The organism is Shinella granuli (assembly GCF_004341885.1).
In the GTDB taxonomy this organism is placed as follows: Bacteria; Pseudomonadota; Alphaproteobacteria; order Rhizobiales; family Rhizobiaceae; genus Shinella; species Shinella granuli.
Window position 1 is genome coordinate 389,114 of the sequence record NZ_SLVX01000003.1, and the last position, 17,619, is coordinate 406,732.

General features: G+C 65.2%; 17 protein-coding genes. 7 read left to right on the forward strand and 10 right to left on the reverse strand.

All coding sequences use genetic code 11. The features are described from left to right. Positions 1-50: 50 nt before the first annotated feature. From EV665_RS07985 to derI, 3 genes are read left to right on the forward strand one after another with little or no spacing between them, the layout of a single operon-like run. On the forward strand, positions 51-821 hold the full coding sequence (locus EV665_RS07985; RefSeq protein ID WP_133033685.1) for a DeoR/GlpR family DNA-binding transcription regulator: 771 nt from the start codon (positions 51-53) through the stop codon (positions 819-821). Next, a complete protein-coding gene (locus tag EV665_RS07990) occupies positions 818-1,582 on the forward strand; it encodes a triose-phosphate isomerase (RefSeq protein WP_133033686.1) in 765 nt (254 codons plus the stop codon). The genes EV665_RS07985 and EV665_RS07990 overlap by 4 nt, the downstream gene beginning before the upstream one ends. A gap of 13 nt (positions 1,583-1,595) precedes the next feature. After that, on the forward strand, positions 1,596-2,054 hold the full coding sequence (gene derI, locus EV665_RS07995; protein ID WP_133033687.1) for a D-erythrulose-4-phosphate isomerase: 459 nt from the start codon (positions 1,596-1,598) through the stop codon (positions 2,052-2,054). A 59-nt stretch (positions 2,055-2,113) separates the two neighbouring features. On the opposite strand, the gene EV665_RS08000 is transcribed toward derI, so the two are convergent. The 6 genes from EV665_RS08000 to EV665_RS08025 all read right to left on the reverse strand — a co-directional run bounded on the left by EV665_RS08000 (position 2,114) and on the right by EV665_RS08025 (position 7,465). After that, positions 2,114-2,827 (reverse strand): aspartate/glutamate racemase family protein, encoded by a 714-nt coding sequence (locus EV665_RS08000; RefSeq protein WP_133033688.1) that lies wholly within the window; start codon positions 2,825-2,827, stop codon positions 2,114-2,116. A 1-nt stretch (position 2,828) separates the two neighbouring features. Then, positions 2,829-3,551 carry an ABC transporter ATP-binding protein gene (locus EV665_RS08005; RefSeq protein WP_064331374.1) on the reverse strand — a complete coding sequence of 241 codons (723 nt, stop codon included), beginning with the start codon at positions 3,549-3,551 and terminating at the stop codon, positions 2,829-2,831. Positions 3,552-3,554: 3 nt separating this feature from the next. Next, complete coding sequence (locus tag EV665_RS08010; protein WP_064331375.1) at positions 3,555-4,337, reverse strand: ABC transporter ATP-binding protein; 783 nt, start codon at positions 4,335-4,337, stop codon at positions 3,555-3,557. Then, the gene (locus tag EV665_RS08015) at positions 4,334-5,305 is read right to left on the reverse strand and encodes a branched-chain amino acid ABC transporter permease (protein WP_064331376.1); all 972 of its coding nucleotides are present in this window, start codon (positions 5,303-5,305) and stop codon (positions 4,334-4,336) included. The genes EV665_RS08010 and EV665_RS08015 overlap by 4 nt, the downstream gene beginning before the upstream one ends. 4 nt (positions 5,306-5,309) lie before the next feature. Further along, the gene (locus EV665_RS08020; RefSeq protein ID WP_064331377.1) at positions 5,310-6,179 is read right to left on the reverse strand and encodes a branched-chain amino acid ABC transporter permease; all 870 of its coding nucleotides are present in this window, start codon (positions 6,177-6,179) and stop codon (positions 5,310-5,312) included. Between the two features lie 98 nt (positions 6,180-6,277). Then, on the reverse strand, positions 6,278-7,465 hold the full coding sequence (locus EV665_RS08025) for an ABC transporter substrate-binding protein (protein WP_064331378.1): 1,188 nt from the start codon (positions 7,463-7,465) through the stop codon (positions 6,278-6,280). Positions 7,466-7,605: 140 nt separating this feature from the next. Here EV665_RS08025 and EV665_RS08030 point away from each other — a divergent pair, with 140 nt between their 5' ends. After that, positions 7,606-8,400: a GntR family transcriptional regulator gene (locus EV665_RS08030; RefSeq protein ID WP_133033689.1), complete on the forward strand. Its 795-nt coding sequence runs from the start codon at positions 7,606-7,608 to the stop codon at positions 8,398-8,400. A 32-nt stretch (positions 8,401-8,432) separates the two neighbouring features. On the opposite strand, the gene EV665_RS08035 is transcribed toward EV665_RS08030, so the two are convergent. Further along, complete coding sequence (locus EV665_RS08035; protein ID WP_064331380.1) at positions 8,433-8,867, reverse strand: Lrp/AsnC family transcriptional regulator; 435 nt, start codon at positions 8,865-8,867, stop codon at positions 8,433-8,435. A gap of 125 nt (positions 8,868-8,992) precedes the next feature. Here EV665_RS08035 and EV665_RS08040 point away from each other — a divergent pair, with 125 nt between their 5' ends. Both EV665_RS08040 and EV665_RS08045 read left to right on the forward strand, forming a co-directional pair. Continuing rightward, on the forward strand, positions 8,993-12,043 hold the full coding sequence (locus tag EV665_RS08040; RefSeq protein ID WP_133033753.1) for an aminotransferase class III-fold pyridoxal phosphate-dependent enzyme: 3,051 nt from the start codon (positions 8,993-8,995) through the stop codon (positions 12,041-12,043). 95 nt (positions 12,044-12,138) lie between these two features. Then, entirely contained in the window at positions 12,139-13,149 is a 1,011-nt protein-coding gene (locus EV665_RS08045; RefSeq protein ID WP_133033690.1) for an amino acid ABC transporter substrate-binding protein, read from the forward strand. Positions 13,150-13,195: 46 nt separating this feature from the next. Here EV665_RS08045 and EV665_RS08050 read toward each other — a convergent pair whose 3' ends face one another. The 3 genes from EV665_RS08050 to nirK form a co-directional block, all read right to left on the reverse strand. Next, positions 13,196-13,891, reverse strand: coding sequence for a Crp/Fnr family transcriptional regulator (locus EV665_RS08050; RefSeq protein WP_133033754.1), 696 nt, complete (start codon positions 13,889-13,891; stop codon positions 13,196-13,198). 75 nt (positions 13,892-13,966) lie between these two features. Beyond that, complete coding sequence (locus EV665_RS08055; RefSeq protein WP_133033691.1) at positions 13,967-14,881, reverse strand: SUMF1/EgtB/PvdO family nonheme iron enzyme; 915 nt, start codon at positions 14,879-14,881, stop codon at positions 13,967-13,969. A gap of 133 nt (positions 14,882-15,014) precedes the next feature. After that, positions 15,015-16,157, reverse strand: coding sequence for a copper-containing nitrite reductase (gene nirK / locus EV665_RS08060; protein WP_133033692.1), 1,143 nt, complete (start codon positions 16,155-16,157; stop codon positions 15,015-15,017). Positions 16,158-16,367: 210 nt separating this feature from the next. On the opposite strand from nirK, the gene EV665_RS08065 reads away from it, so the two are divergent. Further along, positions 16,368-17,582, forward strand: coding sequence for an NnrS family protein (locus tag EV665_RS08065; RefSeq protein ID WP_133033693.1), 1,215 nt, complete (start codon positions 16,368-16,370; stop codon positions 17,580-17,582). The last annotated feature ends 37 nt before the right edge of the window (positions 17,583-17,619 follow it).

The following is a 17,619-nucleotide window of genomic DNA, read 5'->3' on the forward strand; positions in this document are numbered from 1 at the left end:
TCCATCGAAAATGATGTTATAAGGCTCGCCGCAACGAGGCGGAGGATGTGGTGAAACGGGAAGAGCGCAGGCAGGAGATCATCAATCTTCTCGTCGAAAGCCGGGCCGTCGAACTCGACGACATCGCGGCGCGCTTCGGCGTCTCGAAGATGACCATCCACCGCGACCTCGACGACCTCGAACGGGCTGGCGTGCTCAGAAAAGTGCGCGGCGGCGCGACGATCGATGCCGGGACGCAGTTCGAGAGCGATTTCCGGTTTCGCGAACTGCAGGAGGCCGACGTCAAGCGGGCGCTGGCCGAGGCCGCCGCGGACCTGGTCGAACCGGGCATGACGGTGATGATCAACGACGGCTCGATGGCCTCGGTGCTCGGCGACGTGCTCTGCGGCAAGAAGCCGATCACCATCATCACCAACAACGCGGCGATCATGGAGCGCGCGAAGGGTATTTCCGGCGTGACGCTGATCGGCCTCGGCGGCGTCTACTCGGCAAAGTTCAACGCCTATTTCGGCATCGTGACGGAAGAGGCGCTGTCGCGGCTGCGCGCCGACATCGCCTTCGTCTCGGCCCCGGCCGCTTCGGGGCGCCTCTCCTATCACATGGACGAGGCCGTGGTGCGCACCAAGCGGGCGATGATGGCAGCAAGCCGCCAGAAATGCCTGATGATCAACAGCCGCCGCTTCGGCCACACGGCGCTGCACGTGCTGGCCGACCTTGCCGAATTCGACACGGTCATTTCAGACAAACCCCTGCCGCACGACACCGCCGCGGAACTTGGCGGCCGGACGACGGTCAGGATCGCAAAGGAGACGACGTCATGAGCCGCACATTCTGGGTCGGCACGAGCTGGAAGATGAACAAGACGCTGGCCGAGGCGAAGCTTTTCGCCGAGGGCCTGAAAGCCGCCGACGGTGGCCGCGATGCCCGCATCCAGCGTTTCGTCATCCCGCCCTTCACCGCCGTGCGCGAAGTGAAGGCTCTGCTCGCCGAGACCTCCGTCAAGGTCGGTGCGCAGAACATGCACTGGGCAAACGAAGGCGCGTGGACCGGCGAAATCTCGCCCGTCATGCTGAAGGACTGCAACCTCGACATTGTCGAACTCGGCCACTCCGAGCGCCGCGAGCATTTCGGCGAGACAGACGAGACGGTCGGCCTCAAGACGGAAGCCGCCGTGCGCCACGGCCTCGTGCCGCTGATCTGCATCGGCGAGACGCTCGCCGACCGGGAAGGCGGCCATGCGACCGAGGTGCTGGCGCAGCAGGTGCGCGGCGCGCTCTCGCGGCTCGATGCCGCCCAGAAGCAGGCCGAAATCCTGCTCGCCTACGAACCCGTCTGGGCGATCGGCGAAAAGGGCATTCCGGCGACCGCGGATTACGCCAATGCACGTCATGCGGAAATTGCCGACGTCGCGGAAAAGCTCCTCGGCCGCCGCATCCCCTGCCTCTATGGCGGCTCGGTCAACCCGCAGAATTGCGAGGAACTGATCGCCTGCCCTGACATCGACGGGCTTTTCATCGGCCGCTCAGCCTGGAAGGTTGAAGGCTATCTCGACATCCTGGCGCGCTGCGCCGCCACGATCTGAAAGGAGATTTCCCATGAAACTCGCAATTGCCGGTGACAGTGCGGGCGAAGGCCTCGCAAAGGTTCTCGCCGATCACCTGAAGGACCGCCACGAGGTGCACGAAGTCTCGCGCACCGATGCCGGCCCGGACGCCTTCTACGCCAACCTCTCCGATCGCGTCGCTTCCGCCGTCATCACCGGCGAATATGACCGTGCCATCCTCGTCTGCGGCACCGGCATCGGCGTCTGCATCTCGGCCAACAAGGTGCCCGGCATCCGCGCCGCGCTGACGCACGACACCTATTCGGCCGAGCGCGCCGCGCTCTCCAACAATGCCCAGATCATCACCATGGGCGCGCGCGTCATCGGCTCGGAACTGGCGAAAGCCATCGCCGATGCCTTCCTCGCCCAGACGTTCGACGAAAACGGCCGCTCGGCCGGCAATGTCCAGGCGATCAACGAGGTCGACGCCAAGTACAACGCGGGCAAGTAAGCCCGTTCAGAAAAGCGGAATGCGGCGCGGCCGCGTTCCGCTGTTTTTGTAAGTCAAATCTAACCGAGAACGGCTTCAAGCTTGTTCGCCGGCGGCGGCGCATAACCGCCGAGGCGGGACGTGCGCATATTAAGGCCGGCCATGGCCTCGGCGAGCTTGACGGCGCAGGTGACGCCGTCGAGCACCGGCAGGCCGTGTTCCCCCGCAAGGTCGTTCGCCAGGCTCGCCATGCCGGCACAGCCGAGCACGATCGCCTCCGCACGATCCTCGCTGACAGCGAGGCCGATTTCGGCGCTGATCTTCTGTCGTGCGTTGGAGCCAGGCTGCTCCAGTTCCAGCACCGCCACCTCCGATGAGCGCACACGGGCACAGCGGGCCGAGAGGCCGTAGCGCGAGAGATTGTGCTCCAGCGCCGGCACCGAGCGGGCAAGCGTCGTGACCACCGAGAACTTGTTCGAGATCATCGAGGCGAAGTGATAGGCCGCCTCGCCGATGCCGATGACAGGCTTGTCCGTGAGGCAGCGCGCCGCGTCCAGCCCGGTATCGTCGAAACAGGCGATGACGACGGCGTCGCAATCCGGGTTGTCCTTGATGACGCCGAGCAGGCCGGCAAGGCTCATCGCCTCGTCGAAATAGCCTTCGATCGAGACCGGACCCTTCACCGGGTTGACGGCGACGATCTCGGTTCCGGCAGAGGCGGCGCTGCGCGCCGCCTTGCCGATATGCTCCGTCATCGATGCGGTCGTATTGGGGTTGATGACGAGGATTTTCATGTCAGAGTTCGCCTCCGAGGTAGGCAGCCTTGATGCGGTCGTCGTTCATCAGGTCCCTGGAATTGCCTGACAGCGCGATCGACCCGGTGGAAAGCGCATAGGCGCGGTTGGAGATGGACAGCGCCATGCGGCTGTTCTGCTCGACGAGGAGGATGGAAACCTTCTCGTCGCGGCTGATGGCGACGATGGCGCGGGCGATGTCCTGCACCAGTTTCGGCGCGATGCCGAGCGACGGCTCGTCCAGCAGCAGCAGTTTCGGGCGGGCCATCAGCGCGCGGCCGATCACCATCATCTGCTGCTCGCCGCCCGACATGGTGTTCGCCTGCTGATGGTAGCGTTCGCGCAGGCGCGGGAAGCGCGTCAGCACGTTCTCCAGCGTCTGTTCGATCTCCGCCTTGTCTGTGCGGGTAAAAGCCCCCATCAGGAGGTTGTCCTTCACCGACATCAGCGGGAAGGCCCGCCGCCCCTCGGGCACCATGGAGATGCCCTTGCGCACCACATCGGACGCGGAGGTGCCGTCGAGGCGCTGGCCCTGGTAGAAGATCTGGCCGGACTTGACCGGCCGGAGCCCCGTGATCGCCCGAAGGATCGAGGATTTGCCCGCCCCGTTCGCGCCGATCAGCGCGACGGTTTCGCCCTCGTCCACATCGATGGAAACGCCCTTCAGCGCATAGATGTGGTCGTAGTAGAGTTCGATATTCTCAACACTCAATATCTTCGTCATGGCTTACATCCCGATCGCCGCATCTTCGGAGCCGAGATAGGCTTCGATCACCTTCTCGTTCTCGCGGATTTCCTGGGGGGTGCCCTCGGCCAGCTTCTGGCCGAAGTTGATGCACACGATGCGGTCGCTGATCTTCATGACAGCGGGCATGTCGTGCTCGACGAGGAGCACGGTGACGCCGCGCTCGTCGCGCAGGCGCCGCACGAGGCCGACCATCTTCATCGTCTCGTCATGGTTCATGCCGGCGAAGGGCTCGTCGAGCAGGATGACCTTCGGATCGGTGGCAAGGCCGATGGCCATGCCGAGCGCGCGCAGATGCCCCTGCGGCAGGTTGGAGGCAAGCTCGTTGCGGATGGCCTGGAGGCCGAGGAAGTCGACGATATCGTCCGCCGAGGCCGCAAACGCCGCCTCGTCCTCCTTCGCCTGTTTCGTGCCGAGGAAGAAGCCGAAGAGGCTCGCCTTCGAGCGCAGGTGATGGGAGACGATGATGTTCTCGCGCACCGTCATGGAGCGGAAGATCGTCGTTTCCTGGAAGGTGCGCACGACGCCCATGCGGGCCACCTTGTGCGGAGCGAGGCTGGAGATGCGCTCCCCGTTGAACAGCACCTCCCCGCTGGTCGCCGGCACGAAGGAGGAGATCAGCTTGAACAGCGTCGATTTTCCCGCGCCGTTCGGGCCGATCACCGAGAGGATCTCGCCCTTGTTGACGTCGAAGGAGACGTCGTTGACCGCCGTCAGGCCGCCATAGCGCTTGGTGATGTTCTTGATCTGCAGGATGGTGCTCATGCGCGGCCCTCCTTCTTGTCGAGAAGGCTCAAAACCCCGTTCGGCAGGACGAGCATGAGCAGGATCATGACGCCGGAATAGATGAGGAGCTGGTATTGCTTGGCGATCGACAGGAGGTCCCAGCCGAAATAGAGCAGCAGCGTGCCGAGCATCGGGCCGAAGACATAGCCGAGGCCGCCGAGGAAGCAGTAGAGCATGAAGTTCACGCTGTCGGCGACCACGAAGGAGGACGGATAGATCGACTGGGCGATGGAGGCGAACATGGCGCCCGCAATACCGCCGAAGAACGAGGAGATCGCATAGGCGAGCACCCTGAGATAGGCGGTGTTGACGCCGATCGAGGCCGAAAGTTCCTCGTTCTGCTGGAGGCTGCGGCACAGATGCCCGAGCCGCGAGTTCACGATGCGCCACAGCACCAGATAGGTGACGACCATCAGCACGACGGCCATCATGTAGAAGCCGATGCGCGGATTGGAGAGCGAGCCGAAGGCCGGGATGATCGTCAGGCCGAAGAGGGAAAGCTCGCCTGGCAGCGGGATCGAGGTGATGCCCTTGGCGCCGTTGGTGACCGGCAGGGCGAGCGCGGAAAGGCGCGCGACCTCCGTCAGCACCAGCGTCACCATGGCGAAGTAGACGCCGCGAAGACGCAGGATCGGCAGGCCGATCACCACGGAGATGGCGGCGCAGAAGAGGCCGGCCAGCGGCAGCGTCAGCCAGAAGGGGACGCCGGCTTGCGTCACCAGGATGGCCGACACATAGCCGCCGACCAGCGCATAGGCGCCCTGGCCGATATTGATGCGGCCGATATAGAAGGTGAGCCAGACGCCGGCCGCTCCAACGGAGAGCAAAGCGACCGAGGTCAGCGTGTAGAAGAAATCGACGCGACCGGTGGCGCCGATGAACAGCGGCACGAGCACGAAGACGGCGAGAAGGAAGACGGCGAAGCCGAGCAGTTTTTTAGTGTTCATGATCTCAACCCCACGGCTTGCCCATCAGCCCCTGCGGGCGGACGGCCAGGAACACCATCAGCGAGGCGAAGATCACGAGATAGGTGATGTCGCCATAGGCCGAGAGCACGGTGAGACCGACGCTCTCCATCATGCCGAGGATGAAACCGCCGGCGATCGCCCCGGATATCACGCCCGCGCCGCCGATCATGATCATCAGGAAGGCCTTGATCGAGGTCGGCCCGCCCATGCCGAGATTGACGCCGGTGATGGTGACGAGCAGGCCGCCGACGAGGCCGGCCAGCATCGCGCCGAGCGCAAAGCCGATCATCGAATAGCGGGCGACGTTCACGCCCATCAGCTGGGCAGCCATCTTGTCCTGCGCGAGCGCACGCATGGCGCGCCCGGTCTTGGAGTAGTTCATGAAGGCGATGAAGACCACGATGAGCAGGATGGCGAGCACGCCGATCAGGATGCGGTCATAGGGCATGATGATGCGCATGTCCCAGTTGAAGACGCCGTTGACGATCTTCGGCACGCCGCGCTGCTTTTCCCCGAAGAACAAGAGGATGACGGCATCGAGGAAGAAGGCGACGCCCGCGGCGAGCAGCATGGTCGATTCATCGCGCTTGGAGCGGCGAACGACCGGCGCGAAGAGGAATTTCTCGATCGCCGCGCCCATGACCGCAAGGACCACCGCCGAGGCAAAGAGGCCGACGATGAAGGGCAGGCCGAGCTGGACGACGACGGTGTAGGTGACGAAGCCGCCGAAGACGTACATCTGCCCGTGGGCGAAGTTGAGCACGTTCATCAGCGAGAAGATCAGCGTCAGCCCGAGGGCGATCAACGCATATTGCGCACCAAGGTAGAGACCGTTGGCGATTATCTGTTCCATCGTGAGCCTCCAATGGAAAGAAGGTTCAGGCAAGGGAGACCCGGCCGGACGACGTGGCACCGCCCGGATCCCCTGTTTGGAAAATGCCTAGGCTCCGATCAGTCGACCTGGCCGACGAACAGCGTCTCGAACTTGCCGCCCTTGTACTCGTTCACGACGAGCGGGACCGAGACCTGGCGCTTCTGGCCGAAGGAGGTCGTGCCGACATATTTCAGCTTGGCGTCGCCCTTCATGAAGGGGTTGGCGGCCTCGAACGTGTCCATGGTCTTCTTGTACTCGTCGACATTGTCGATCGCCGCCGGGTTCGCCTTCAGCGTCTCGATGATATATTCGAGCGCATAGACCTTGGTGTTTGACTCGTCGTTGTATTCACCGAACATCTTCGTGTAGCGCTCGACGAATTCGTTCATCGCATCGCTGGCAAGTTCCGGCGTCGATGCGCCGCCGACCGAGATGAAGCCTTCGGCGAGCTCGCCTGCGCCTTCCTGCAGCACCGTCGCATCCTGCGCCGTCTCCGTGGAGATGAGGCCGGTATAGCCGAGTTCGCGCGCCGAGCGGATGAGCTGCGGCGCGTTGGCCGGCGAGACACCCGAGAGGACGAGCAGATCGGGCGAAGCCTGGATGACCGGCAGCAGCACCGGCGTGAAATCGGTCGTATCCACCTGGTAGGTCACGTTTCCGGAAACCACTTCGAGGCCGAGCGCCTGCGCGGCGGCAATGCCGGATTCACGCTGGCTGAGCGGGTCGGATTCGTTGGCGGCGACGAAGGCAACCTTCTTCACACCCTTGTTTTCCATGAGATATTTGTAGATGGCCGGGCCCGACTGGTAGTTCGCCACCATGCCGAGGATCGCATTGGAGGCCGGCGGCGTGTAGAGCTCCTTCGGGAAGGCGTAGGGGAAATACATGATGCCGTTCTGCTCGGCGACCGGGCGGACCGCCGCCGCGCCGTCGTCGACATTCGGGCCGACGACGTAATGCACGCCGTCCTGTGCCATCTTCTCCATGCCGGCGATGGCGCGCTTGGGGTCCTTCTGGTCATCGAAGGGCACGATCTCGATATTGTAGGTCTTGTCGCCGATCGTCACGCCGCCGAGCTCATTCAGCCAGGCCGCGCGCGCCTCCATCGAGCGCTGGTTGGAAATGCCCCAGGCCGCCGCCGGGCCGGAAGTGACGCCGACGAAGCCGATCTTCAGCGTGGCGTTCTGCGCATGGGCCATCAGCGGCAACGACAGCATGGTCGCTGCGGCAAGAGCGGAAACTTTCAGGAATGTGCGCTTGTGCATGATTGTTCTTCCTCTGGGCCATTGATCTGTTTTTGATAGGCGCATGGGTCGCAAGGTGCGGCCCCAATCGGCCTTGGCCAGAGCATTGAGCGCATTGTTAACGATCTTGTCAAGTGGTTGTGAACAAGACATGCTGCTCCATGTCGACGAAATCGGTGCTTGTTGGTCAACCAAATCAGCCTTATTTAGGGGCTGTGCAACAGACTGCGCATGTCAGGGTGAGTTCGGTGGTTGATGTAGGCAGGGAAAATCTGGTGGAAGCGGAGGAGATCGACGAGAGCGATATCGTCGATCGCATTTTCGAAGCGGTCATCGAACAGAGATTGCCGCCGGGCACGAAGCTGTCCGAATCGGCGCTATGCGAAGCCTTCGGCGTCGGGCGCATGCGCATTCGCCGCAGCCTGCTGCTGCTGGCGAGCCGCGAGGTCGTGGAGTTGCATGCCAATCGCGGCGCCTTCGTCGCCTCGCCGACGCCCGAGCAGGCCCGCGAGGTCTTCGAAGCCCGCCTCGCGCTGGAGCCGAACATCGCCCGCCTTGCCGTCCAGCGTGCGCGCGAAGAAGACATCGCGGCGCTGACCCGTCATCTGGAAATGGAATATGTGGCGCACAAGGAGCGCCATCGCCACGACGCGATCCGCCTGTCCGGCCAGTTTCACACCTTGCTGGCGCAGATCGCCGGCAATGCCATCCTCATCCGCACGATGAAGGAGCTGGTGACCCGCACCTCGCTGATCATCGGCCTTTTCGGCGCGCCCGGCGTCAGCAACTGTCGTGATGATGACCATGCCGCCATCGTCGGCGCCTTTCACACGCGGGATGCGGAAAAGGCGGCCTGGATGATGACGCTGCATCTTCGCCACATCCAGGAACATCTGGAAGCTGGCGCCAAGACCTCCGACAGCGTCGATCTCATGGCCCTGTTCGGCAAGGCGTGATCCGGAGCGATTCCGGCAGGAGGACGCCGCGATCAGCTCCGCTCGATATCCCGCCGGAGCACGATGGAGGTCGTGAGGTCCTCGACATTGTCCATGGTCGAGACCTCGTTGCGCAATTCGTTGAGCGCATTGATCGAGCCGACCTCCACCTCCACCACGAGATCGAGCTGGCCGCTGACCGAGGAGACCTTGCGCACCGCGGAAAAGCCGGCGAGGCGATCAAGCACGCCGATCGAGGGCGTGCGCTTGAGGGTGACGAGCAGGAAGGCCTGGATCTGTCCGTCGTCGAGCTGGCCGATATCCGCCCGGTAGCCACGGATGATGCCGGCCTTTTCCAGCCGGCTGACACGCTCGGTGGTGGCGCTGCGTGAAAGGCCGATCCGTCCCGCCAGCGACTTCATGGGAATGCGCGCCTCACGGGAGAGAATGCTGAGGATCGTGCGATCGATGGCGTCCGTATCCTGCATGGCCCCTCCCGAAAACGCGCCGACAAGATGACGGTTATTATAAACAGAGTGCCGGCACAACCGGCATAATGCCGGATGCGCCGCCGCGCCGTCCATGCAACTCTTCGGCAGGAACGAGGATGACCATGAACGACATGCTGAAGACGACCCCGGATTTCTCCATCGACGCCGCCGCCGCGCTGCTTGCCGAGCATTACGGCCTTTCCGGCACGCTTTCGCCGCTGGCCAGCGAACGGGACCAGAATTTCAAGGTGGAGACGGCGGAGGGAACCTTCATCCTGAAGATCGTCAACGCCGCGGAGCCGGAGGTCGAGAGCGACTTCCAGACGGCGCTGCTCGCCCATCTCGGCGCCCATGCCGGCGACCTGCCGGTGCCGCATATCCGCCCGGCGCTGTCCGGCGCGAGCCTTGCCTCCATCATCGGGCCGCATGGCGCGCGCCATCGCATCCGGCTGGTCAGCTGGGTCGAGGGCAGGCCGCTCGCCGAGACGGAACGCAGCGATGCCGCGCTCCACGGCCTCGGCCGCATGCTCGGCCGTTTCGATGCGGCGCTGAAGGGCTTCATGCATCCGGGTGCGCTACGTGATCTCGACTGGGACATCCGCCATGCCGGCCGCTCCGCCGGGCGCCTGCAGCATGTCGCCGCCACCGAGGACCGGGCGCTGCTCGAACGCTTCCTCACGCGTTTCGCCGCCATCGCCCCGCGCCTTGCGATGCTGCGCGCCGCGGTGATCCACAACGACGCCAACGACTGGAACGTGCTCGTCGACAATGGCGATGCCGACCGGATCTCCGGCCTGATCGATTTCGGCGATGCGCTGCACGCGCCCATCATCGCCGAAGTCGCCATCGCCGCCGCCTATGCCGGCCTCGACCATGCCGACCCGATCGGCGCGGCCGCCGCCATTGCCAGCGGTTTTCATGCCGAATATCCGCTGCAGGAAGAGGAAATCGATCTCCTCTACGACCTCATCGCCATCCGCCTCGTCACGTCCGTGACGATCTCCGCCTCGCGCCGCAGCCACACGCAGGACAACCCGTATCTCGCCATCAGCGAGCGCCCGGCCTGGACGCTGCTGCGCAAGCTCGACCGCATGAACCCGCGTTTCGCCACCGCCATCCTGCGCAAGGCCTGCGGCTTCGAGGCCGCGCCGGGCGCCCGCACCGTCGCCGGCTGGATCGCGAGGAACCGCAAGGCGCTCGCCCCCCTGCTGGAGCGCCCGGCCGCGACCTATCCGGCAGCCCTTGTCCCCTACGGTGACCCGGCCCACCCGATGACCGTCACGTCCGCCGCCGAGCAACCGGACGCGGCGCAGGCGATCTGGGAGGCCCATTGCCGCGAGAACGGCATCGAACTCGGCATCGGTCCCTTCGGCGAGGAGCGCACCGTCTATGCCGGCGAGATGTTCGTCTCGCGCTTCATCGAGAAGACGCGCCGCACCCGCCATCTCGGCCTCGACCTCTTCATGGCCGCCGGCACGAAGGTCTTCACGCCGCTGCCGGCGACCGTCGTCAGCGTCGAGATCGAGAAGGACCCGCTCGGCTACGGCTGCCTGATCGCGCTGCGCCACGAGCCGGAAGGCTGCCCGCCCTTCGTCAGCCTCTGGGGCCATCTCGCCCACGAGGCGACGGGCCGCCTGAAGGCCGGCGAACGGCTGGAAGCCGGCGCGCTCGTCGGCGAGATGGGCCTACCCACGGAAAACGGCGGCTGGGCGCCGCATCTCCATCTCCAGCTCTCCACCGACACCAATCTCTCCGCCACCGAGATCCTCGGCGTCGGCGAGGCCCGCTATCTCGACGTCTGGGCGGAGCTTTTCCCCGATGCCAGCACCTTTGCCGGCATCGCCGGGGAGTTCTACGAACGCCACGGCCGCTCGCACGAGGAGATCGTCAAGCTCAGGCGCGAGCTGCTCCTGCCGAACCTTTCCATCTCCTACGACAAGCCGATCAAGTTCGTGCGCGGCGAAGGCGTCTTCCTGATCGACGACAGCGGCCGGGCCTATCTCGACTGCTTCAACAATGTCTGCCACATCGGCCATGCCCATCCGGTCGTGGTGGAGGCGATGGCGAAGCAGGCGGAAACGCTCAACACCAACACCCGCTACCTGCACGACAACATCGTCGCTTATGCCGAGCGCCTGACGGCGACGCTGCCGAAGGAGCTGACGGTCGCCGGCTTCGTCAACAGCGGATCGGAGGCCAACAGCCTGGCGCTCAGGCTGATGCGGGCGCATACCGGCCGCGAGAACGCCATCACGCTCGACTGGTCCTATCACGGCACGACGCAGGAGCTGATCGACATCAGCCCCTACAAGTTCCGCCGCAAGGGCGGCAAGGGGCCGAAGCCCCATGTCCATGTCGCGGCCGTTCCGGACAGCTACCGCGCACCCGACGACTGGCCGGTCGAGGAGCACGGCAAGCGCTTTGCCGAAAGCGTCGCGGAGCTGATCGCCGGCATGCAGGCCAGGGGCGAAGGCCCCGGCTTCTTCATCGCCGAATCCATTCCGAGCGTCGCCGGCCAGGTCTTCCTGCCGGAAGATTATCTCAAGGAGGTCTACCGGCTGGTGCGCGCGGCGGGCGGCGTGTGCATCGCCGACGAGGTGCAGGTCGGCTTCGGCCGCGTCGGCAGCCATTGGTGGGCCTTCGAGACGCAGGGCGTCGTGCCCGATATCGTCACCATGGGCAAGCCGATCGGCGACGGCCATCCCATGGCCGCGGTGGTGACGACCCGTACGGTGACCGACAGCTTCAACAATGGCATGGAATATTTCAACACCTTCGGCGGAAACCCGGTTTCCTGCGCCGTCGGCCTTGCCGTGCTCGATGTCATCGAAGGCCAGGACCTGCGCGGCAATGCGCTGGCCATCGGCAACCACCTGATGGACGCCTTCCGCGCCATGCAGGCGCGGTACGATGTGATCGGCGACGTGCGCGGCCTCGGCCTCTTCCTCGGCATCGAGCTCGTCACCGACCGCAGGACGAAGGCGCCCGCCACCGAGTTCGCCCGCGCCGTCTCCAACGGTGCCCGCCGCCGCGGCGTGCTGATGGGAACGGAAGGGCCGCATGACAACGTCCTGAAGATGCGCCCGCCGATGATCTTCTCGAAGCGGGACGCCGACCACCTGATCGCCGTGCTCGAGGAAACCTTCGCCGACGTCACCAAGACGCTCGGCTGAGGCGAACGCCACCACCACGCAACACCATGCCACCGGGAAGCATCTTCTTCCCGGCCGGGATGACGCATGCCCAGAACCAACAAGGAGGAGAACCCATGAAGATTGCAACATTGGCCCTGGCAGCCGCCACGCTCGCCGCCGGCACGGCCGCCCATGCCGGCACGCTCGACATCGTCAAGCAGCGCGGCGAGGTGCGCTGCGGCGTCAGCCAGGGCGTGCTCGGCTTTTCCGTGCCGGACAAGAACGGCGTGTGGGGCGGCTTCGATGTCGATTTCTGCCGCGCCGTCGCTGCCGCCACGCTCGGCGATCCGGACAAGGTGGCCTATGTGCCGCTCTCCACGAAGGACCGTTTCACGGCGCTGCAATCGGGCGAGGTGGACCTGCTCTCGCGCCAGACGACTTGGACGCTGTCGCGCGACACCGATCTCGGCATGAGCTTCGTCGGCGTCAACTACTATGACGGCCAGGCCTTCATGGTCAGCAAGGAGATCGGCGTGAAGAGCGTCAAGGAGATCTCCGGCGCCTCCGTCTGCACGGAAACCGGCACGACGACCGAGCAGAACATGGCCGACTACTTCAGCGCCAACCAGATCGAATACCAGGTCATCGCCTTCGAAAAGCCCGACCAGACGGTGCAAGCCTTCAACACCGGCCGCTGCGACGTCTATTCGACCGACGCCTCGGCGCTCTACGCCCAGCGCCTGACGCTCAACGACCCCGAGCGCTTCGAGGTGCTGCCGGAGGTCATCTCCAAGGAGCCGCTCGGCCCGGCCGTGCGCCAGGGCGACGACCAATGGTTCAAGATCGTGCGCTGGACGCTGTTCGCGCTGATCGAGGCGGAGGAGATGGGCATCGGCAAGGACAATGCGGCAAAGCTCGTCGAAAGCGGCACCGTCGCGCAGAAGCGCTTCCTCGGCATCGACAGCGAGGCCGGCAAGGCGATGGGCCTTGATCCGAATTGGGCCTACCAGGCCGTCTCGGCTGTCGGCAATTATGGCGAGATCTTCGAGCGCCACCTCGGCAAGGACAGTCCGCTGAAGATCGACCGCGGCCTCAACCGGCTGTGGAGCGACGGCGGCCTGATGTACGCCCCGCCCGCCCGCTGAAAATCGGGGAAACGCCGCAGGAACGATCCTGCGGCGTTTTTGCATTTTATTCGCGCGTGCCCTCGGCGAGCGCCGAAAGCCCCGCCATGTCGCGGATCAGCAATTTCTGCCGCCCCCCCTCGACGAGGCCGCGCGCTTCCCAGGCGCTGAGGATGCGCGAGATCGTGTGCAGCGTCGTGCCGGTCATCTCGGCGATATCCTGCCGCGAGATCGGGAAGTCGATGCGGATACCGGCCTCTTCCTTCCGCCCGGCCTGCTGGGACAAACGAAGCACGGCATGCGCCACCCGGCGCTCCACCTCCTGCGTCGACATCTCGCGGATACGGGTATGGGCCTCTTCCAGCCGCTGGCCGATCGTCTGCATGGCCGTGACGGCAAGGCGGGGATTCTGCTCGACGAAATGCGGCCAGAGATCCGTCGGCCAGCCGAGGATGACGCTTTCCGTCGCCGCCCGCGCGGTGCCCGGATAGTCCGTGCGCTGCAGCGCCTTGGCAAAGCCGAAGAGGTCGCCGGGATGCACGACGCGCACGATGATCTGCTGGCCGTCCTCCGTCACCTGCGTCACCTTCAGCCGGCCGTGCAGCAGGAGGAAGAAGCTCGCCGCCTGCTGGCCCTGTTCGAAGACGGCGTCGCCCTGCGCCACGCGGCGCGCCGTCGCATGGGTCAGCAGCCTGTCGAGGTCCTCGTCGCTCATCCTGTCGAACAGGGCAAGCGAGCGGACGACGGTCCGGTCGATCTTCACAGCCAAATCCCTCTCGCGTGAAAGCTACCGGCTTCTATCACGCCATCCCGCCGCCTGAAAGTTTGAACATCCCCGTCAGAAAGAAAACCCCTTCTCCTTCAAGGCGGCGAGCAGGGGCGCATACCAGCGCGTGTCCTTGACGAGGCGGAAGCCGACATTGTCCGGCGGCACGCCGACGGCGCAGCCGCCGCCCTTCGGGTTGCGCACGAACGAGCTCATCGCCGCCCGGTGCTTGCCGCTGGCAATGTAGATGCCGCACGACGACACGTCGTTCACCACCCTGCCCGCCTTATCGAGATTGACGCGCCGATGGCAGGTCGCCGTCCATTCCCAGACATTGCCGGCGAAATCGGCAAGGCCGAACTCGTTTTCGCCGAAGCGGCCGAGCGGCTGGGGAACGGGATCGCGCGAGGCCTTGCGCGCCGCCTCGCGGCGATAGTCCGCAAGCCAGCGCTCGGCCGGATTGGTGCTGTTGATGTCGACGCCGAGCGCATCGTCGGGAAAGCGCGTGCCGGCGGCGAAGGCAAGATCCTCGTCACGCGGCAGGGTCCAGATCTCGCCGGTGCGGGCGCTCAGCCAGCCGGCATAGGCCATCGCATCGTCATAGCTGACGCCCGTCGCCGGCGCCGTGGCCGCTTCCGCCGGCACGAAGCCGGGTTCGGCCGGCGCGCAGGCGCCGTCCGCGACGCAGCGCCGATAGTCGGCCGCGCTCACCTGGTATTTCATGATGGTGAGCGGGCGCCGCATGGTGACCGTCTTGATCGGCCCGTCGACGGCAAAGCCGTTGCGGAAGAATTCGCCGCTCTCGCGGTATTCGAAACGGCGCGGCGCGATCTCCACCGTCATCGGCTCGTCCAGCACGGGACCGGCGGGCGTAGCGCCGATAAGATCCGTCTTCACCGCGATCCCGCCGGCAAGCGCGGCGAGGAGCAGCGCGGGAAGGGCGAGCGATGTCCAGGTAGTGACGGGTTTCGAAGTCAGTGCAGCCATGACGGCCTCCTTGCGCATCGCCCGGACGATCGTTCGGCATCCGGGACGGGCGCCGCTTTCGGACCGGGCCGCCGGCGGCGGCCCGCATTGGCACGCCCGCCCTCACGGGCGGGCATGCCGGCAGCACGGGGCGTCAGGCGCCGCTCGGCGGCGTGACCGAGGTCATCAGGTCGTCGTTCCACTCGCCGGTGACCGTGAAGTGGGCGGCAGCGCCCAGCTCGAAGGCCTCGATCAGGTTGTGGTTGACATAGGCGTAGATGCCGGGCTGCTCGAAGGTGTAGAAGGCAGCGCCCGCCGTACCGCCCGGGATGAACCAGGTCTCCTGGTCGACGTCAGGCACGTTGCGGAACTTGCCGGTCGCCCAGACATAGTCGCCATGTCCGCCGATCAGGTGCGGCCTGGTATCGCGGTTGGCCTGCGAATGCACGATCAGCACCTTCTCGCCCACCTTGGCCTGCAGGGCATTGTCGCCGGTCAGCGCCCCGACGGCGCCGTTGAAGACGATGTGGCTCGGGGTCAGCGTGCGCATGACTTCGAGCGTATCGGCATACGATTCGCCGACGCTCGGATACCTCTTGTAGTTCCCTTCGGCATCGCGCGGCACGTAGAAATCCTGCTCGCCGACATAGTAGACCCGGTCATAGGTCAGCTCCTTGCCGTGCCCGTCCGTCAGGCCTTCGCGCGGCAGCACCATGATGGCACCGTTCATGCCCGAGGTGACGTGCCAGGGCACCATTCCGGGAGGTGCGCAGTGGTAGACGAAGACGCCGGCCTTGGTGGCCTTGAAGCGCAGCACCGTGCGTTCACCGGGGTTGACCACGGTCAGCGCGCCGCCGCCGAGCGCACCCGTTGCCGAGTGGAAGTCGATATTGTGCTGCAATTCGTTGGTGTCGGGGTTGATCAGCGTCAGCTCGACATAGTCGTTCTGGTGCACGACCATCAGCGGGCCGGGAACCGAGCCGTTGAAGGTCATCGCATGGACCTCGGTGCCCTTGTCGTCGAGGATCATCTTCTTTTCCTCGATCGTCATGGTGAATTCGTAGACTTTCGGTCCGCCTTCGGCCTTCTGTGTGTGGGCGTGAACGAAGGGCGGCTTGACCAGCTCGACCTTCACGCGTTCCAGCTTGGCGATGTCGGCCGCCGTTGCGGCTGCATTTGTCTCGATGGCGCCGCCTTCCGCTCGCGCCATCGACGCCGCAATGATCGGCGTCAGGACGCCGGCAAAGGCGGCTCCGCCCAGGATGGTGCGGCGTGTCATCTGAAACTGCTCGGTCATTGTTTCTCTCCTTTTGAAAGGACGGAGCGGTGTATCGCCCGGTCCTCTCTGTTCTAGGAGCATTCGCGCCGGCCTCTTTGTGATGGGACAAACAGGTCCTTCCGGCCGCTGCGGCATTTTGGCAGATGCTGATTTGCTCTTTGCCATCTCGCAAAGAAGCGCCACCGCGGCTGCCCTAGAAAGAGCTGACAAATGCAAAGGAACACGAACATGAGTGCAAGCCAAACCACCGCGCGCGTCAGCCGCGCCGTTCCCCGCGGCCTTTCCCGCACCGGCCCGGTGCTGTTCTCCTATGGCTTCCGGCCGTTCTTCCTCGGCGCCGGCCTGTGGGCGGTTGCCGCCATGGCCTTATGGATCGCAGCGATCACCGGGCATATCGAGCTTGGGGGCGATTACGGCGCGTCCAACTGGCACGCCCATGAGATGCTGTTCGGCTTTGCCTCCGCCGTGCTCGCCGGTTTCCTGCTGACGGCGGTGCCGAACTGGACGGGGCGCCTGCCCGTCTCCGGCTGGCCGCTCTTCGCACTGTTTACACTGTGGTGTGCCGGACGCCTCGCGCTGCTCGTGCCGGACACGATCGGCGTGATCGCGGCGGCCGTCATCGACGGGCTCTTCCTGCCGGCGCTGCTTGCCATCTGCACGCGCGAGGTCGTGGCGGGGCGCAAGTGGAAGGACCTCAAGGTGCTCGGCGGCCTCCTCGCCTTGTCGGTCGCCAACGGCATCTTCCATGTGGCGGCCATCGACGGCGAGCATGACCACATGGCGATCCGCCTTGCCGTCGCCGCCTATGTCGTGCTGGTGATGATCGTCGGCGGCCGCATCCTGCCGAGCTTCACCCGCAACTGGCTCAACAAGTCCGGCCGCACGGATTTCCCCGTGCCCTACAACCGCTTCGACATGGTCGCCATCCTTGCCGGCGTCGGCGCGCTCACCGCCTGGACGCTCGCGCCCGACCGCCCCGGCACCGCCGGCCTCGGCCTGGTCGCTGCCCTCCTGCATTGCATCCGCCTCCACCGCTGGCGGGGCTGGACGACGCGGCCGGAAAAGCTGCTCGTCATCCTGCATGTCGCCTATGCCTTCGTGCCGCTCGGCCTCGCGTCCATCGCCCTCAGCGCGCTCGGTTTTCTGGAGGAGCGCTCCGTGCTGCATCTCCTCTCGGTCGGCGCCATCGCCTGCATGATGCTGGCCGTCATGACACGGGCGAGCCTCGGCCATACCGGCCGCCCATTGCAGGCCTCGCGCCTCACCGTCGCCGCCTATGGCGCGCTGATCCTCTGCGCACTCATCCGCCCGCTCGGCGAGGTCTTTCCCGAGGCGAGCCACCTCGTCTACGCCGCCTCCGGGCTGCTCTGGATCGTGGCCTTCGGGCTCTTCTGCCTGGAATATGCGCCGATCCTCGCACGCAAGCGCCGCACACCGCTCTGAATGCGAAACGGCCCGGAAGCAGCTCCGGGCCGTTTTC

Bases quoted from the DNA above. Each gene is read 5' to 3' on its own strand.
- EV665_RS07990 (WP_133033686.1), top strand. From the start codon at position 818: ATGAGCCGCACATTCTGGGTCGGCACGAGCTGGAAGATGAACAAGACG.
- derI (WP_133033687.1), top strand. From the start codon at position 1,596: ATGAAACTCGCAATTGCCGGTGACAGTGCGGGCGAAGGCCTCGCAAAG.
- EV665_RS08000 (WP_133033688.1), bottom strand. From the start codon at position 2,827: ATGAAAATCCTCGTCATCAACCCCAATACGACCGCATCGATGACGGAG.
- EV665_RS08005 (WP_064331374.1), bottom strand. From the start codon at position 3,551: ATGACGAAGATATTGAGTGTTGAGAATATCGAACTCTACTACGACCAC.
- EV665_RS08010 (WP_064331375.1), bottom strand. From the start codon at position 4,337: ATGAGCACCATCCTGCAGATCAAGAACATCACCAAGCGCTATGGCGGC.
- EV665_RS08015 (WP_064331376.1), bottom strand. From the start codon at position 5,305: ATGAACACTAAAAAACTGCTCGGCTTCGCCGTCTTCCTTCTCGCCGTC.
- EV665_RS08020 (WP_064331377.1), bottom strand. From the start codon at position 6,179: ATGGAACAGATAATCGCCAACGGTCTCTACCTTGGTGCGCAATATGCG.
- EV665_RS08025 (WP_064331378.1), bottom strand. From the start codon at position 7,465: ATGCACAAGCGCACATTCCTGAAAGTTTCCGCTCTTGCCGCAGCGACC.
- EV665_RS08030 (WP_133033689.1), top strand. From the start codon at position 7,606: ATGTCGACGAAATCGGTGCTTGTTGGTCAACCAAATCAGCCTTATTTA.
- EV665_RS08035 (WP_064331380.1), bottom strand. From the start codon at position 8,867: ATGCAGGATACGGACGCCATCGATCGCACGATCCTCAGCATTCTCTCC.
- EV665_RS08040 (WP_133033753.1), top strand. From the start codon at position 8,993: ATGAACGACATGCTGAAGACGACCCCGGATTTCTCCATCGACGCCGCC.
- EV665_RS08045 (WP_133033690.1), top strand. From the start codon at position 12,139: ATGAAGATTGCAACATTGGCCCTGGCAGCCGCCACGCTCGCCGCCGGC.
- EV665_RS08055 (WP_133033691.1), bottom strand. From the start codon at position 14,881: ATGGCTGCACTGACTTCGAAACCCGTCACTACCTGGACATCGCTCGCC.
- nirK (WP_133033692.1), bottom strand. From the start codon at position 16,157: ATGACCGAGCAGTTTCAGATGACACGCCGCACCATCCTGGGCGGAGCC.
- EV665_RS08065 (WP_133033693.1), top strand. From the start codon at position 16,368: ATGAGTGCAAGCCAAACCACCGCGCGCGTCAGCCGCGCCGTTCCCCGC.